Raw genomic sequence first — 13,582 nt, 5'->3', positions numbered from 1 at the left:
AATCATGTCCATGGTGATCACCTCTTACATCCCTGCTGAAAAATTCAGCAGGGCAGTTGAACACCCCTGTCAATTTTGGATCGGCACCAGACCTTTCAGACTGTCAGTTTTCGGTCGGCGACAACAATCAAGTTGTCCTTGATCAAATTAATACCACGATTAAGACAGGAACGCATGCCGAGCGCGCTCAACTCGCCAATTGGCTTTTGACCCCCAACATCTCGCACGTTCTAAGGAAATCCTGCAAAACCTCCCCCGATGTTTGGTAGTTGTCAGCCGGCCGTGGCATGCTTATCGGCCATGAAACAAAGCAGCCTGGGTCTGGACTTGAGCATCAAAAGAACCCGCAAGCAGGAACTGCTGGCCCAGATGGAGCGGGTGGTTCCCTGGGCTGCATTGGTCGATCTCATCGCCCCGTATTACCCCGAAGGCAAGAACGGTCGCCCCCCCTTTGCACTGGAGACCATGCTGCGCATCCACTGCATGCAGCAGTGGTTCACCTTGTCGGATCTGGCGATGGAAGAAGCCTTCTTTGACACCCCGATCTACCGGGAGTTTGCAGGGCTTGATGCCCATGGGCGAATGCCTGACGAGAGCACCATCTTGCGCTTTCGCCACCGGCTGGAAAGGCACAAACTGGCCGATCAGATTCTGGCCACCGTCAATGAACTTCTGGCAGCCCAGGGCCTGCTGCTCAAGGCGGGCACTGCCGTGGACGCCACCTTGATCGCGGCACCGAGCTCGACCAAGAACAAGGACAAAAAGCGCGATCCAGAGATGCACTCAAGCCAAAAGGGCAACGAGTGGCACTTTGGCATGAAGGCCCACATTGGCGTGGACGCAGACTCGGGTCTGGTGCACACCGTCATCGGTACCTCGGGCAACGTGTCTGATGTGGTGGAAGGCAACAGCTTGATCCATGGTGAGGAGAAAGACGTCTTTGGTGATGCTGGCTACCAAGGAGCGCACAAGCGCCCGGATGCCAGGAAAGATGTCACTTGGCATGTGGCGATGCGCCCGGGCAAGCGCAAAGAGCTGGACAAGGAAAACAACCCCATTGACGCACTGATCGACCAGGTGGAGAAGATCAAGGCCAGCATCCGTGCCAAGGTGGAGCACCCCTTCAGGGTGATCAAACGGCAGTTTGGCTATACCAAGGTGCGCTACCGTGGGCTCAAGAAGAACACGCTGCAGCTCAAGACACTGTTTGCGCTATCGAACCTGTGGATGGTGCGCCACCAATTGCTGGCGGCGCAGGGATGAGTGCGCCTGCAAACAGGCAAGGGGCCGCAAAAGCAGCGCGAATGACCCGAAAGGGCGTGAAAAATGGCGCAAAGATGCGAGAAAACGGCCGCAATTGCATCATCTGAAAAACATCGACCCTGTAGCACTTACGAGTCCGAGTTGTTCAGGACATCCCTAACATCTGAGCCAATTCCATTTTCAGAAAAAAATTTACCGCCTGATACCAGAAAATTTTTAGAAATCGTCCGAGAAGGCTCTGTGAAAGAACGGGCTATAGCGGGAGACAAAATGCTTGAATTTCATCGTAAGTAGGCGACAAATATTCAGAATACTGATTCTGCCGTAAGTGGATTAAGGTTGCATGAAAATCAACAACCAAAATTCTGCAAACACCGTGGGCGCTGCTTCTGCTGCCCACGCCCAGGCCCAGCTAAACGAAACGGGGCCAGACGCAGTGCGCCAGCGGCGCCAACCTGATGGCATGCACCATCGCTTACGCGGGGCGAGGCGGACGCCAGAGCTGCGGCGCGCAGGCAGCTGCGGGCCTGCATGTCAAAGCCGACAGGAAAAGGGGGCCTTGACTTCACGGCGCTTGACGGGCTGAGCTCAGCCAACATGCCGTGCGGGCATAGCAGACAGCGTAGCGGGTCTGGTCTGGAGTGCAGATAGCCCAGCGCTGCCATCACATAGACGCAGGCCCGTGTCGATGCCGCCACCTAGATCCATTGCACCTTTTGGCGTCCCCGCATGCCCCACCCCATCGATGAGCTGAACCCGCTCAGTTTTGCTCAAGCCCCTTGCCAATGACCAATGCCTCCCAAGCATTCATGAGGCCTCGTCGCTGCTCCAGCAAGTCAGTGCGATGGTATGCAGCCTCGACCTTGTCCTTGATGATGTGAGCTAGGGACCGCTCTGCCAGATCACGCGAGTGCCCATTCTCGCTACACCAATCTCGAAAGCTGGATCGAAAACCGTGCGCGGTTGCAACCCTCCCTGGGGTGTCACTCTTGACCTTCAGCCTGCGGAGAAGTGAAGTGATGGCCATGTCGGAAAGTTCGACGCGATCCCGGACCGAAGGAAACACGAGGGTTTCGTGCAGGCCCTTTTGTTCTTCAAGGATGGCCATCACCCTTGGAGAGAGGGGGACGCGATGGGGAAACTTTGCCTTCATGCGCTCGGCAGGGATCGTCCAGACTTTGCTCTTCAGATCGACCTCGTTCCAGGTCATCCCACGCGCCTCGCCCGAGCGGCAGGCGGTCAAAATCACAAATTCAAGCAATGTGCGTGTCACCTCAGGCCGGTTGCCCGGCCTGAGGTGTTTCTGCACGAATTCTGGAATGTCTCTCCAGGGCATGGCGGGATGGTGTTGAGTCCGCACAGCCTTACCTGGCTGCTGCGCGAGCAGGTGTCCAACCACATCAACAGGGTTTGATTGGCAGTACCCGTGGGCCCAGCCCCAGCCAATCACGGCATGTATGCGCTGTTTAACCCGACTGGCTGTTTCTGCCTTGATGAGCCAGATGGGCTTCAGAACCTCGGCAACGTCGCCTGGTTGGATCTCGTGCAGAAGTTTGCTCCCCAACCTTGGGAAGACGTACTCCTGAAGGGTGTTGATCCATTGCTGGCCGTGCTTGGGGTTCTTCCAGCCAGGAAGAAGGTCTCGGTGGAGCGTGTGTGCAGCTTCTTTGAAGGTAGGGGCCTTGGGCTTGTCTTCGATCTTGGTCTTCTCTTCCAGCGGGTCCTTGCCCTCCGCTAGTTCGATGCGCATGGCTGTGGCCCGCTTACCGACTTCCGCGATGCCAATCTCAGGGTAAGAGCCCAGGCCAGCATTTCGGCGTTTGCCCGATATGGGGCTGACGTATCGCAGGACCCACTTACCGTGGCCCTTCGTACTGGAGGGATGCAAGGCTAGGCCGGTGATGCTGCCGTGGGGAATTGCCGGATCAGTTGGCTTGATGCTCCGGGCTTTGGTGTCAGTGATGGTGGCCATTGAATGCCTAATCTGGTATGCCAATCAGTATGCCACCGTTACTTCCATCTCATTGGACGCCACTGGATCACATTGGGACTATTTTCATACAAAACAACAACTTACATCTACAATTTGAACGCCTTGGAACCTCATTGAATAGCAATCTGGCAGACGCCCTCTCCGCCAAAAATCAAAAAAGCGTCCTTCGGGGCGCTTTTTTCGTTTCGGCCTCTCAAGTGACACGGAGCGCTTTCAGCGCCTCCTTCCCGCCTCGCGAAATGCCGGGAGCGGTGGGACCAAATCCGCCGATTTGTTGCAAAACGTGTGATTGGTTGTCACGCCACGGCGCACTATTCACAATAAATGACTCCACCCAAAAGGAGTGCACCCATGCCCATGGAGCTACTGTTCGTCCTTGCACAGAGCAAGCTGCCCATGATGATCGAGAAGCCCTGCGACGTTGACAAGCTTCGGGTGCTGGCGGCTGCTCAGCTCGTAGAGGTGCAGCTTCCCGATGTGTGTGCCAAGGAGCAAAAAGCAGAGGTCCTTGCCATTTCGCCGCAGGGGCGGGCAGCGCTGGCAACAACCTACCCCCGTCACCCATTCAAGTTCGCGCCCATGCGCTCTGCGCCAGCGCCGGCTTCGGCCGATTGGCTTCCGTCTTTGGACTCCTGCCAGGTGCAGCGCGGTGGGACAAGGACCACGCTGGACTCCTAGTGTCATGCGCATGCTCGCTCTACGGAACATCTGAGCACAACCAAGCTTCTGAATGACTTGCAACCAAAGGCAACAAACCGGGGTCATCTGCGGATATCGCACTTGTCTGACAGACGCTGACCGCGCGTTTTGCTGAAATCCTCTCCACCAGCCATTGAGGCTGACCCGGGAGCTCATTGGGACTCCCACCTTTTTGACAAAGGATCCGCCATGAAGCGCCACCCCTTGACACCCGGAACCCGCGCCCTCGCTGCGTTTGCCGGCACGGTTGTGCTCGCGGTACTGGCGGCGGCATCGTTGTTGATGCCCGATGTGACCGTGCAGTCGGTGGATTCGATGCCGCTTTTGCCCAGTGGGCTGGACCAGATCTTTCCCTCCAGTCTGTTTGAGTGACCTTGTGCATGAGGTGGAGTGGTTTAGCACGCCTACTCGCCATGGGTAGCAAAAAGCATAGCATCGGAGTACCATCTGGCGCTGCGCACCGGGATTTTCGGTGGCAATCCAGAATGGAGGACGATCGTGACCACACGTTTTCGAATCTCTGCAAGTCTTTTTTCTGCTCGCTTCTTCGCGCGGCCTGTGGCGGCGACAGCGCTACTGGTGGCGATGGGGGGATGCACCAGCCCGAGGGATGGCTCCCTCGAAGAATTCGCGCGCTGGCATGAGGGTGCGCGCGCCCAGGCCCAGGCCGGAGCGCTGAGCTGGAGCGAACTCTACAAGCAGAGTTTTGACCGCCTGACCGCCCTGCCACCCTCGCTGCAACAAGACACGCGCCTGGAAAACACGGTGCTGCTGTTATCCACCGCCCGCAAATACGAAGCCAATGAGATCACCGCCCAGCAGTTTGCACTGGAGCGGGAACACATCGAAACGCAATTGCAGGCACGCCTGCGCTAGCCGTTCGCGCCTCAGCGTTGAGGTGCACCCTGCTCCACGATGGCAATGCGCCGACGCAGCGCAGCAGTGGCTTGTTGGTCGCCCGCAGCTTCAGCGCGTTGCACCTGCACATTGAGCCAGGCCATCAACGGTCTGCGCCAGCCCTGGGCAGAGGCTGTGTCAGCAGCGATAGCGATCACCGCCGGGCTGGCGCGCCCCGACTGAAACAGCACCCCAGCTGCCACGAGGCGCGACAGCGGGTCTTCCAAAGCGGGCAACGCAGATGCATCGCCCGATGCAGCCACCTTGCGCTGCGCTTCGGGCAGCAAGCCCACGTCCTGAGGCTGTACTCGCCCCCCCAGATAGTCGGCATAAGCGCGCTCGGGCGCGGCGGCGTCGGCGCGCAGCGGTTCAAAGCGCTCGCAGGGGCCAGGTACCAAGCTGGCGACCTGCGCAGCGCAGCGCATCAGTTCCAGACGGGCCAGCAGGTCTGGGCGCCCCGTGCGGGCCACTTCAGCCCGGGCGCGGTCCCATTCGAGCTGCTCGACGCGGGGGTTGCCCGACAGATAGGCTTCGAGGGCCTTCTGGGCTGAGCCTTGAGCGTTCATCTGCCAGTCGGGCACGGGAAGTTTGCTGGAGCACGCGGACAACAACGCCGCCGCTACGACCACAGCTCCCAGCAATGACACCCGCAGTGGCCTGGCCAGGTGCATGGGCTTCGAAGGGAATGCAGAAACTGAAAAGGGCTTCATGGCAGCTTGAGTTCCGTATCCCGCGCAAAAGGCCATTTGCGGTTGATTTCGTTGACCAGGCTTTCTACCTTGCGCAGATTGCTTTCCACCTCGGCGCGCAAGGCCCCCAGGTCAGTGGTGGCTTCGCGGGCATTGGCGCCAATGGCCTGGGCTTCCACCAGCACCGCATCCACCTTTTTCAGGCTGGTGCGGGTGTCGGCCAACAAGCCATTGAGCTGGGCCACGGTGGCGCGCACCTCAGGTACCAGCGCTTCCTTGCTGCCTTCGGCGCCAAATACCTGTTTGTCAGCCCGCGCCGCCATGCCATCCAGGCGCGCCAACAGGGCATTGGTGCGGTCGAGCGTGGCAACAATTTTCTTCCCATCGGCCTCATTGCCCATCAGCACTCCCAGTATGCCGCCGGGGCCATTGAGGCGTTCGGTGAGCGCCTGCACATTGGTCAGGCTGCTGCCCAGGGCAGCGTCCTGCGCCGTGAGCGCATTGAGGTTAGACAGCAGTTCGCGCGCCGAGGCCATGAGCTGCGGGATTTCGGCGGTGGCGTCGCCACGCAGCACGGGGCGCACGGCACCATCGGGCAGGAGCTTGTCGTTCAGCATGCCGGTGTAGGCGCGGATATTGGTGCCACCCACAATGCCCCGCACCAGGGTGAACACGCTGGATTCACGCAGCCAGTGCGCGTCCTTGCGGGGCACGTCCACGATGATGCGGGCGTTGCCGGTTTCGGCCAGTTCGATACGGCGCACGCGGCCAATGGGGAAACCCGAGAACGTCATGTCCATGCCCACCACCACGCCTTCAGAGTCGTCGGCCGTCAGCACCAGGGTCTGCGTGGGCTCGAACGCACCACGCGCATACAGCAGGTACAGGCCCGACCCGACGATGAGGGCCAACGTGAACAGCAGCAATGCCGCCGCCTTGATCTCCAGGTAGGCCACCGGGCGCAGGGTTTCCACGGGCGGCACGTCGGTGGCAGGAGAAGCCGGGGCTGGCCCTGGGGGCGGCGTTTGGCGGGCGTTGTGGTTCTCGTCGTTCATGGTGCCGGAAGGTGGGTCGCCGTAAAGGGATGGGGCAGTCGGGTGTCAGCAGACATCGGTCAGTAGTAGTTGCCCATGAGCGAGGCCACCTCGATCATCAGCAGCACGGCAAACATGCGGGCCAGGCCGCCCAGCTCTGAATCGGGCTGGGTACGGTCGCCCGTGTCGTACAGGCCTGCCGCCATGGGGATCAGCGCCACGGCGAGGCTGAAGAACACTGTCTTGAGCGCGAACACCATCGTCACGCTGGGCGTGAACACCTGACCAAACATGCGGGTGTAGCTGGGCAACCCCGCCAAGTTGAAACCATACACCCCCAGGTACGCCAGCACCAGGGCCACCACACAGCTGAGCGCGGCGAGCGTGATGCAGGCGAACACCCCAGCGATCACGCGCGGCAGAAGCTCTATGCGCACCGGGTCCGAGCCATGGGCGCGCAGCGCGTCGAACCGTCCGGTTTGCCGCAGCCGCGTGATCTGCGAGCCATTGGGGATGGTGCAGCGCATGGCCACGAACAGCGCCGCCGTGAGCGGGATCAGCTCCAGCACCAGCACGCGGATCACCATCTCCAGTGCATAGCGCGACAGGCCATAGCTGAGCGCCGTGACCACCACGATGCGCGTGAGCACCAGGCTGATCAGGGCAGCCAGCACCGTAAAGCCGAGCAGCACCGGGGCGGTGTCGAGATACAGGTGGCGTGCCAGCGCCCTGCGCGTGCCCTTGCCATAGCTGGACGGCGACAACACCAGCACCAGCACCACCGCCCCCAGATACAAGATGCGCCACCAGGCGACCGCCCAGCGCCGCGCGGTGTTCCACACACGTTCGGGCAGGGAGAGGCCGGGCAAGCGCGAAATCATGGTCGGATCATAGCGGGGCACTCACAGAGAGCGTTGACGGTGGACTGCCATAGAAATTTTTCGATGTTTTTGGCATCTAGCGCTTGATAGACAAGCGCAAACAGCTATTATTTTTATAGCATTTTCAAACGCAGAAGAAACAGCTACTCACATCCTTGCGGAAGCTGGTGCTTGCAAGCGCCCACGGCAGACCGGGCTACACATGCCGCTTTGCCGCAGCGGTGGCGAACGGCACAGCGGGCTGCGCATCCGCACGCGCGTGCAGGGCTTCGATGATGTGACAGTGGGCATCCGTCCCATCGCAGCGGTTGCGCAGCGCGAGCAGGTCGGCCTCCAGCGTCTGCAGCTCTGCCAGGCGGGCACGCACATGCTGCAGATGGTCATCCAGCGTGTCGCGTGCGGCGTCGCAGTCTTCTTTGCGGCTCCAGTCCAGCGCGAGCAGAGTGCGCACTTCATGCAGCGACATGTCCATGGCGCGGCACAGGCGGATGAAGCGCAGCTGGTGCACGTCGGCACCGCTGTACAGGCGGTAGCTGTTGTCGCCCCGCACGCCGGGGGGCAACAGCCCCTCCTTCTCGTAGTAGCGGATGTTGGCGGCAGACACCCCGGACTGCAGGGCGGCCTCGCCAATGCGAAACTGCACAGCGTTCTGATCCATGGCTTGACCTTCAAGTGACTTCAAGGTTTCCAATCATGCCATCGCTTTCAAAACTGCACGGAGAACCCCCCATGTCTGCCCACTGCCACGACGACCATTGCGCCACTGGCCCTGCCGCCGCCGACCCGCGCTACCGCCGCATCTTGTGGATAGCGCTTGTCGTCAACGCCACCATGTTTGTGGTGGAGCTGGGGGCGGGTACCCAGTCGGGCTCGGCATCGCTGCTGGCCGATGCCATCGACTTTCTGGGGGATGCTGCCAACTACGGCCTGTCGCTGTGGGTGCTGGCCATGGCCCTCACTTGGCGCGCCCGCGCCGCCCTGGTCAAGGGGGCCAGCATGCTGGCGTTTGGCATGTTCGTGATTGGGCGCGTGGCCTGGGGTGCGTGGCAAGGCACACCGCCCGAGCCCTTCACCATGGGCAGCGTGGGCCTGCTGGCGCTGGCGGCCAACCTGGGCGTGGCCGCCCTGCTCTATGCCTACCGGGAGGGCGACGCCAACATGCGCGGCGTGTGGCTGTGCACCCGCAACGATGCGCTGGGCAACCTGGCGGTGATGGGCGCTGCCCTGGGTGTGTTGGGCACCGGCACCGCCTGGCCCGATCTGGGGGGGCGGCCATCATGGCAGGCCTGGCCATCAGCGGCGGCTGGAGCGTGATACGCCACGCGCGGCAAGAGCTGGCCAGCACCACCGCACAGCCACAACCGCAAGGGCACTGATCCATGCGCGTGCACCTATCGACTCCGTTGAGCGCCCCGCCTGAATGGGTGGCTGCGCAGCTGCAAAGCACCGCTGTGTTCCGCCACATCACCGCGCCGCTCATCCAGTTTCACCCCGCACGGGGCACGGAATGGCCCACGCACTGGGCTCCCGGCGAGCTGGCGCTGCACATGCGGTTGCTGGGCGTTTTGCCCATGGGCCCGCAAACCGTGCGCATCTCCATCGAGCCGGCTGCACAAAGGGGCGGCTGGCCCACGCTGCGCGACAACGGAGAAGGCGTGCTCATGCGCCGCTGGGACCACCGCATCACCCTGCAGCCCCTGTCCGATGGCCGCACGCTGTACACCGATGACATCGAGGTGATTGCGCGCCACCTGCCCTGGCTGATGACACCGCTGAGCGCCCTGTTTGCCCAGGTGTTCTACCGGCACCGCCAAAGGCGCTGGCGCCAACTGGCCGCGCAGCATGCCGCCGGGGGCGCCGCCCCCACCGCGCTACACAGGTGCGCCGCGTTCAACCACCTGCTGGCCAGCTTTGCCCGCCAGCCTGACGCGCCCCCCGCCCAGCGCTGGCGTTGGCTGGAGGCCGCCCACGTGCTGGGACAGACCTCATTGCCCCTGCACTGGCGATCACACACCGCCATGCTGCGCTACGCCCTCGCACTGGGAGATGCGCGCGAGGCCACCGGCCAGCTGCTGCGGCTGGCCCTGGTGCCCCTGGGGCACCTGCTGGCACGGCTGCCGTTGGGCAACATCGGGCGCTCCCACGTGAGTGCTTTCCGGCCCATGGTGCCAGCGGCAGAAGTCACTGTGCTGATGGACCAGGCGCTGGAAGAAACGGCGATCCGCCCCGTGCAGCCGGGCGACCACGGCGTCTGAAAACTGCGCACCCGGCTTCCCGAGTCGCAGCCTGCGCACTCAGTGCTTGGAGGAGCGAGCCACGCGACCTGGCTTGAGGGGTGCCCTGGCTGGCTTTGCAGCGGCCTGCTCCAGCCACAGCAGGCTGTCCATCTGCGATAAAAAATGCCGCAGGTAGTCCGGCGACAGCGACCGCATCAAGGCCAGGGAGCGCAGCATGAGGCGGTGTGCATTCAACGGTCCGGCGTTTTCCGGCCCACGCGTGAAGGCCTGGGCCACCTGCTGTTCCGCAGCAATCTTGGACCAGACTTCGCTGAAGCGGCGCACGCTCTTCATGTCCGACACACTGGCGCCACCGCCCACCAGCACGCTGTCTGCGTCGGCCTGGGCGCGGGTACTGAGATCGCTGTTCAGTTGCGCCAGTGCAGATGGTGCACCGGCTGGCGCTGTGGCGGCCAGTGGCTGGCGGGGAGGTGTCCGGGTGCGCCTGGCGTAGTCCACCAAGGCGGCCTGCAGCCTGCGGGCCAGCACCTGCTGTACGGCGGGGGGCTGCGCAGGCAGGCGCGCGGCCAGCACCTCCAGATACCGAAAGCGCACCGGGTCGTGGTGCTGCGCGCCTTCGGCCCGCAGGGACTCCAGGGTGGGCTCACTCATTGCGGGCGGGCTTGGCCTGGGCAGCGCGGGGTACGGGGGCCATCTCCACGCGGCGGTTCTGTGCCCGCCCCTTTTCGTCGGCGTTGTCTGCCACCGGCTGCTCGGCGCCAAAGGCCGCAGCAAACACCTGGGACGAGGGCATGTCCTCTTCGATCAGGGCGCGGGTCACGGTCAACGCGCGCTGGGCCGACAGCTCCAGGTTGTCGGCAAAACGCTGGTGGCGCCCTTGCAGCAGCGTGGTGTTGTCGGTAAAGCCACTCACCATCAGCATCTCGTCACGTTCGCGCAGGTACACCTGCAGCGGCTGCACCAGGCTCTGGAGCAGTTGCCGGCCTTCAGGGCGCAACTCGGCAGAGCCTGCCGCAAACAGCACGCTGCCGCTGATGCCGATACGGCCTTCATTGACCGTGACGCGGCCGCTGGCCAGCGGAATCGCCAGTGCTTTTTCCAGCGCCATGCGGCGCTTTTCTTCCATCTGCCGCTTTTCCACTTCCTGCTTGAGGCTGGCGACCAGGTCGATCTGCACCACCAGCACGCCCACCAGAATCAGCACAAACGCACCCAGCAAGCCCGCCATGAGGTCGCCAAACACGGCCCACACCGGGGCCGTCTGTTCGGTGGCATCGTCCAGCGTGTCGTCCAGGCCGGTCACGCGGCGACTCCCTGCACCGCTGCGGCCATCTGCCCGTTGAGGCGGCGCAGGTCTTCCACGATGCCCTGCTGCGAAGAAATGCTCAGGTCGATCACCTCGCGGGCCTGTGCCACGTAGTAGGCAAGCTGCTCATCGCTGCGGCTCATGGACTGGCCAATGGCGCCTTCGATGCGCTGCAGGCTGCCCATCAGCTTTTCGTTACTGGCCGTGAACAGCTCCACGCCATGGCCAAAGGACTCACCCAGGCTCGACAGCTCCACCGCGCTGGCGGCCACGTGTGCCGACACTTCATCGACCTTGCCCGCCTGCGCGCCGAGCGCCTGGGAAAACTCCTGCCCCGCCTGCTCCAGCACCGAGGCCGCAGACCCCACCAGCGATTCAATGGCCGCACGCTGCTGCCCGGCGGCTTCGTTCACCGATTGGAGCAACACACCCAGTTGCTCCATCATGGCCGTGCGCTCTGCCAGGGCCGCGTTGTCGCGTTCGCTCAGGTGGGTCATCTCTTGGCGCAACTGGGTGATCACCTCAGCCGCGGCCTGCGGTACATCCGACGCCGTCTGCAGCAATCGCGTGAGCGGGGCTTCCAGCGCAGAACCCAGCGTGGCCAGGTGCCCGGCCACGGCGGCCTGCAGCGCATCGAGCCGCTCCACTGCGGCCTGGCCACGTGCCGCCTCGGCATCCCGCAGCGCCACCAATTCCGTGCGCCACACGCCCGCCAGCGCATCCATGCGCTGGGCCTGGGTGTCGGCCCATCGGGCTTCGGCCTCAATGCGGGTGTGCAACAACGCGTCCGACTGGTCCATCAACCGGGCGGCACCGCCCAGGGCCTGGTGGACCTGCTCGGTCATGCGCTCGGTGAGCTGCGCCGCAGCGCCCTCCAGCGCCTGGCACACGCCGCGCTGCTGCTGCGCCGTTCGCTCGCCCACCTGCTGCCATTGCTCCGCCAATCGGCTGGCCATGCCCTCCATGGACTGGCTCCAGCCCGCAAGGCGCTGCTGATCCGCCACTGCCTGGTCGGCCTGCGTTTTCTCCACCGTCTGTTCCAGCGAGGCCAGCAGCGCCGTGGTGCGCAGCTCGAAGGCCTGCGATGCCGTCTGCAGTGACTGGTCGAGCTGGGTGGCAGCGCCTTCCAGCGCCAGGCACACGCCCTGCTGGTGCTGTGCGGTTTGCTCGCCCACCTGTTGCCATCGCTCCGCCAGTGCGCTGGCCATGCCCTCCATGGACCGGCTCCAGCCTGCGAGGCGCTGCTGGTCGGCCGCCAACTGGGCCGCCTGTGATTGGGCCACAGTCTCTTGCAATGAGGCCAGCAGCGCCGTGGTGCGCTGCTCAAAGGCCTGTGATGCCGTCTGCAGTGACTGGTCGAGCTGGGTGGCAGCGCCTTCGAGCGCCTGGCAGACGCCGCGCTGCTGCTGCGCCGTTTGTTCACCCGCAAGCTGCCATTGCTCCGCCAGTCGGCTGGCCATGCCCTCCATGGACAGGCTCCAGCCCGCAAGGCGCTGCTGGTCGGCCGCCAGTTGGGCCGCCTGTGATTGGGCCACAGTCTCTTGCAACGTGGCTAGCAGCTTCGTGGTGCGCTGCTCTAGCGTCTGCGTGATGGACTGCAGCGCGCTGCCCAACTGCACCGCCTGCTGGTCCTGCGTCTGCGTGTGACGGTCCAAGGCCTCCGTCCAGGTGTCCGCCACCTGGCGGGCCGTGCCCTCCCATTGGGCCGTGAGGGCGTGCATCTGCACGCCAGTGGCCTCGCGCAGCCGCTGGTGCGAGCGCTCAGCCTCTTGCGCCAGCGTTGCCATGGCCTGCTCCACCACCGGGCGGATCGTCTCACCCGCCATGCGGGCGCTGGCGCCCAGGCTGTCGTGCAGGGATGCCCCCACGGTGGTGGCCAGCTGGGTGTAGGCCGCAGCCGCCTCGCGGTGAAACACCTGCTGTTGGTCTTGCAATTGGCCGTTCAACTGCTCGTGGCGGCGCTCCAGCCCTTCCATCAGGCCTTGCAGGCGCTCTGCAATCAGCGGCATGGCCTGCGCCTGGGCCTGCAGGGCCTCGAACATTTCCTGGCGCCGGTGGGCTGCCGAGAAGGGGCGCAGATCACTAGCGATGCGGGCATCCAGCATGCGCAACGCTGCCAGCCGTTCGCGGCGGCACAGGGCGGACATCAGCCCCAGCATGGCCGACGCTGCCACCCCGGCCACCGAGGTACCAAACGACAGACCCAGCCCCTTGATGGGCGCGGCCAGCGCCGCCCGGGTCGACTCCAGGCTGGACGAGGCCTCCAGTGCGAAAACCGCGCCATTGAAGGTGACCACCATGCCCAGAAAGGTGCCCAGCATGCCCAGCATGACCAGGAGCCCCACCAGGTACGGCGCCAGCGCAGGCCCCGGCAGGGGCACACGCTCCCCGTCGATCCGCTGGCGAACCGGGTTGCGCAAGGACGAATGCATGCGCTCCAGCCAACCACCCAGGTCCACCAGGGGCTGCTGCCCCAGCCCGGCCAGCGCAATGGACAGCGACGAAGTCGCGGCCCGGAACTGCATCAGCTCATAGGCTCCCACCACGTAGACGGCAGCAATCACCACCGTCATGGCCAGCGCC

13 protein-coding genes and 1 pseudogene are annotated in these 13,582 nt (G+C 63.6%); 6 read left to right on the top strand and 8 right to left on the bottom strand.

Translation table 11 applies throughout. The features are described from left to right. Positions 1–300 precede the first annotated feature (300 nt). Positions 301–1,263, top strand: coding sequence for an IS5 family transposase (locus NFX52_RS26095; RefSeq protein ID WP_055393426.1), 963 nt, complete (start codon positions 301–303; stop codon positions 1,261–1,263). A 760-nt stretch (positions 1,264–2,023) separates the two neighbouring features. Here NFX52_RS26095 and NFX52_RS26090 read toward each other — a convergent pair. Then, the gene (locus NFX52_RS26090; protein WP_055393429.1) at positions 2,024–3,235 is read right to left on the bottom strand and encodes a tyrosine-type recombinase/integrase; all 1,212 of its coding nucleotides are present in this window, start codon (positions 3,233–3,235) and stop codon (positions 2,024–2,026) included. 372 nt (positions 3,236–3,607) lie between these two features. Between NFX52_RS26090 and NFX52_RS26085 the strand changes: the two genes are divergently transcribed. From NFX52_RS26085 to NFX52_RS26075, 3 genes are all read left to right on the top strand, one after another. Continuing rightward, entirely contained in the window at positions 3,608–3,934 is a 327-nt protein-coding gene (locus NFX52_RS26085) for a hypothetical protein (protein ID WP_055393432.1), read from the top strand. Positions 3,935–4,144: 210 nt separating this feature from the next. Beyond that, positions 4,145–4,327 (top strand): hypothetical protein, encoded by a 183-nt coding sequence (locus NFX52_RS26080; RefSeq protein ID WP_055393434.1) that lies wholly within the window; start codon positions 4,145–4,147, stop codon positions 4,325–4,327. 126 nt (positions 4,328–4,453) lie between these two features. Continuing rightward, positions 4,454–4,831: a hypothetical protein gene (locus NFX52_RS26075; protein WP_238385451.1), complete on the top strand. Its 378-nt coding sequence runs from the start codon at positions 4,454–4,456 to the stop codon at positions 4,829–4,831. Positions 4,832–4,842: 11 nt separating this feature from the next. On the opposite strand, the gene NFX52_RS26070 is transcribed toward NFX52_RS26075, so the two are convergent. From NFX52_RS26070 to NFX52_RS26055, 4 genes are all read right to left on the bottom strand, one after another. Further along, a complete protein-coding gene (locus NFX52_RS26070; RefSeq protein WP_055393439.1) occupies positions 4,843–5,523 on the bottom strand; it encodes a hypothetical protein in 681 nt (226 codons plus the stop codon). A gap of 35 nt (positions 5,524–5,558) precedes the next feature. Further along, complete coding sequence (locus tag NFX52_RS26065; RefSeq protein ID WP_055393441.1) at positions 5,559–6,596, bottom strand: MlaD family protein; 1,038 nt, start codon at positions 6,594–6,596, stop codon at positions 5,559–5,561. 59 nt (positions 6,597–6,655) lie between these two features. Next, positions 6,656–7,456: an MlaE family ABC transporter permease gene (locus NFX52_RS26060; protein ID WP_055393443.1), complete on the bottom strand. Its 801-nt coding sequence runs from the start codon at positions 7,454–7,456 to the stop codon at positions 6,656–6,658. A gap of 196 nt (positions 7,457–7,652) precedes the next feature. Continuing rightward, a complete protein-coding gene (locus NFX52_RS26055) occupies positions 7,653–8,114 on the bottom strand; it encodes a Cd(II)/Pb(II)-responsive transcriptional regulator (protein WP_055393445.1) in 462 nt (153 codons plus the stop codon). A gap of 71 nt (positions 8,115–8,185) precedes the next feature. Between NFX52_RS26055 and NFX52_RS26050 the strand changes: the two are divergent. Together NFX52_RS26050 and NFX52_RS31160 are read left to right on the top strand one after the other, a co-directional pair. Further along, positions 8,186–8,832, top strand: a pseudogene (locus NFX52_RS26050) (cation efflux transmembrane domain-containing protein). Positions 8,833–8,835: 3 nt separating this feature from the next. Next, positions 8,836–9,711 carry a DUF3703 domain-containing protein gene (locus tag NFX52_RS31160; protein ID WP_353848498.1) on the top strand — a complete coding sequence of 292 codons (876 nt, stop codon included), beginning with the start codon at positions 8,836–8,838 and terminating at the stop codon, positions 9,709–9,711. Positions 9,712–9,750: 39 nt separating this feature from the next. On the opposite strand, the gene NFX52_RS26040 is transcribed toward NFX52_RS31160, so the two are convergent. From NFX52_RS26040 to NFX52_RS26030, 3 genes are all read right to left on the bottom strand, one after another. Then, positions 9,751–10,344 carry a DUF2894 domain-containing protein gene (locus tag NFX52_RS26040; protein WP_055393448.1) on the bottom strand — a complete coding sequence of 198 codons (594 nt, stop codon included), beginning with the start codon at positions 10,342–10,344 and terminating at the stop codon, positions 9,751–9,753. Continuing rightward, positions 10,337–10,996: an OmpA family protein gene (locus tag NFX52_RS26035; protein WP_055393450.1), complete on the bottom strand. Its 660-nt coding sequence runs from the start codon at positions 10,994–10,996 to the stop codon at positions 10,337–10,339. The genes NFX52_RS26040 and NFX52_RS26035 overlap by 8 nt, the downstream gene beginning before the upstream one ends. Next, on the bottom strand, positions 10,993–13,582 hold a 2,590-nt coding region (locus NFX52_RS26030), incomplete at its 5' end, for a DUF802 domain-containing protein (RefSeq protein ID WP_252635879.1). The genes NFX52_RS26030 and NFX52_RS26035, both read right to left, overlap by 4 nt.

This window comes from Acidovorax facilis (assembly GCF_023913775.1).
In the GTDB taxonomy this organism is placed as follows: Bacteria; Pseudomonadota; Gammaproteobacteria; order Burkholderiales; family Burkholderiaceae_C; genus Acidovorax; species Acidovorax facilis.
The sequence above is the reverse complement of the archived record's forward strand: the minus strand, read 5'-3'. Positions and strand labels throughout refer to the sequence as shown.

Coding starts and splice junctions, on each gene's coding strand:
- NFX52_RS26095 (WP_055393426.1), top strand. CDS start 301: ATGAAACAAAGCAGCCTGGGTCTGGACTTGAGCATCAAAAGAACCCGC.
- NFX52_RS26090 (WP_055393429.1), bottom strand. CDS start 3,235: ATGGCCACCATCACTGACACCAAAGCCCGGAGCATCAAGCCAACTGAT.
- NFX52_RS26085 (WP_055393432.1), top strand. CDS start 3,608: ATGCCCATGGAGCTACTGTTCGTCCTTGCACAGAGCAAGCTGCCCATG.
- NFX52_RS26080 (WP_055393434.1), top strand. CDS start 4,145: ATGAAGCGCCACCCCTTGACACCCGGAACCCGCGCCCTCGCTGCGTTT.
- NFX52_RS26070 (WP_055393439.1), bottom strand. CDS start 5,523: ATGCACCTGGCCAGGCCACTGCGGGTGTCATTGCTGGGAGCTGTGGTC.
- NFX52_RS26065 (WP_055393441.1), bottom strand. CDS start 6,596: ATGAACGACGAGAACCACAACGCCCGCCAAACGCCGCCCCCAGGGCCA.
- NFX52_RS26060 (WP_055393443.1), bottom strand. CDS start 7,456: ATGATTTCGCGCTTGCCCGGCCTCTCCCTGCCCGAACGTGTGTGGAAC.
- NFX52_RS26055 (WP_055393445.1), bottom strand. CDS start 8,114: ATGGATCAGAACGCTGTGCAGTTTCGCATTGGCGAGGCCGCCCTGCAG.
- NFX52_RS31160 (WP_353848498.1), top strand. CDS start 8,836: ATGCGCGTGCACCTATCGACTCCGTTGAGCGCCCCGCCTGAATGGGTG.
- NFX52_RS26040 (WP_055393448.1), bottom strand. CDS start 10,344: ATGAGTGAGCCCACCCTGGAGTCCCTGCGGGCCGAAGGCGCGCAGCAC.